A 258-nucleotide genomic window follows, 5' to 3' on the forward strand; every position below is an offset into this window, starting at 1 on the left:
GCGCCGCGCCGGCCGCCACCCAGGGGTTGATTTCCAGCCCCAGCACCGGCGCGCCGAAGAACACCAGAAACAGCTGCAGCAGCAAGGGCGTGCCCTGGAAGACCTGGATGAAAGCCCCCGACAGCAGACGTGCCACGCTGTTCTGCGAGGTGCGGCTGAGCGCAATGATCAGGCCGCCGATGGCGCCGCCAATGAAGGCAATCAGCGACAGCGCCACGGTCCACTTGGCCGCCTCCAGGATGAACAGAAATTCGGGAA

Annotated in this window: 1 protein-coding gene; it reads right to left on the minus strand. The window is 65.5% G+C overall.

The annotated features are described in order from the left end of the window. Positions 1-258: ABC transporter permease subunit (locus C5P05_RS00455; RefSeq protein ID WP_232834274.1), on the minus strand; the 258-nt coding region annotated here is incomplete at both ends.

The sequence above is a fragment of the Rhodoferax ferrireducens genome, from assembly GCF_003347515.1.
Classification (GTDB): domain Bacteria; phylum Pseudomonadota; class Gammaproteobacteria; order Burkholderiales; family Burkholderiaceae_C; genus Rhodoferax.